The following is a 1480-nucleotide window of genomic DNA, read 5'->3' as shown; positions in this document are numbered from 1 at the left end:
GGCTCTTCGAAGTTAAGCGGGGTTGAGGCAGCCGCGGCTCTTTCGCGTGGTGGCGCAGCGGGTGCGGAGTCGTTGGGATTCGGGGTTGCGGAAGCCGTAAGCGTCACGGGCGACGGTCTTGATCACGCGGTTGGTCCCTTCGGAGCCCGCGTTGGTGATCCCGGTCTGGATGAAGGCGAGAATCTCGGGCCACCAGGTCTCTATGGTGCTCGCCAGTCGTTCGAGCTCGGGCAGGCCAGAGGCGGCGCACCGATCGTAGAAGCGGAACAGCCGACCGGCGATCACGGTCCGGTCGGGGTGCGTACGCGCTAACGCGAGCACATCGAGCAGGTCTTCCTTGGCGTTCCACGCGGCCAGGATCGGCGCCCCGAGTCGTTTGGGCAGGGCCATCAGGTCGTCGATCATTGGGTCGAGTTGAGCGCCGTGCATCCGGGCGGCCGAGCGCGTCAGCCGGTTGCGCAGTTCCCACTCCCGGTTGCCCTTGCGGCCCCGCCGTCCGCGGACCTGCACGGTCAGGCGGCGGCGGATCTCGGTGAGGGCCGTGTTGGCCAACTGGACCACATGAAAGTGATCGACGACCAGGACCGCGTGCGGCAGCGCGGCCCGCACGGCCGCCTTGAAGATCGTGCACATGTCGATCGCCACGAACCGCACCTGCTCCTTCCACTTCTGGCCACGCTCCTGCAGCCAGTCGATGACCACCTGCGTGGTGCGGCCTTCGACCTGGCCGAGCAGTCCCTGACCATGCGACAGGTCCACGAACCCGACATGCCAGCGGTCCACCACCGCCTGCCACGCCCGGGCCGCCTCGTCATAGACCCAGCGGGGCCGGCCACGGCGGGTCTCATCGATGCCCAGTACCGTGACCGGCTGCGGCTCGGCCGGCAGCATCCGCTCGGCATAGGCGGTGAACGCCGCCGAGGCCACCGGCCAGGACACCCCGTGATCTCGCGCCGACTGCACGATCGTGCGACCGCCGTCGGCCACCGCCATCCCGCTGGCCTGGCGTAACCGCTCGGTCAGCCGCGCTCGCGCGGGCACCTGCGGCACTTGCTCGGTGAACGTCCTGCGCGGACACACCGCCGTCGAACAGATCCAGCGCCTCTTGCGCCACAGCAGCTCACAGCGACGCCCGCCAACCGGCAGATCCCGCGGCCGAGTGATCACCCACTCCTTCATCCGGGTGGCCCGCACCCCACAGCCGGGGCACACCCTCGCCTGTTCGTCTATCGTCGCCAACCAGACGATTGGCCCCTGACCAGCGTGTTCATCTCTTGCGATGACCTCGGCGACGGCCAGGCCATCCAAGCCCAGTAATCGGGTCGTATCGTTGACCATGCTCGCGGCTTCTCTGTTGTGATCTTCTGCGTCGACAACAGAAATGATCGACGGGAGCCGCGAGCTCGCTCAAGAGCCGACCGCACCCCAGCCACGCGAGCACGAGCAGTCAGGCTTCAACCCCGATCAAGTTCGAAGAGCC

1 protein-coding gene is annotated in these 1480 nt (G+C 67.7%); it reads right to left on the bottom strand.

What is annotated here, in order from left to right:
* Nucleotides 1–12 precede the first annotated feature (12 nt).
* Nucleotides 13–1338 carry an ISL3 family transposase gene (locus ACTWPT_RS59920; RefSeq protein WP_443186463.1) on the bottom strand — a complete coding sequence of 442 codons (1326 nt, stop codon included), beginning with the start codon at nt 1336–1338 and terminating at the stop codon, nt 13–15.
* Between the last annotated feature and the right edge of the window lie 142 nt (nt 1339–1480).

It is taken from the genome of Nonomuraea sp. 3N208 (assembly GCF_052245935.1).
In the GTDB taxonomy this organism is placed as follows: Bacteria; Actinomycetota; Actinomycetes; order Streptosporangiales; family Streptosporangiaceae; genus Nonomuraea.
This window is presented reverse-complemented; position numbering and strand designations above follow the sequence as displayed.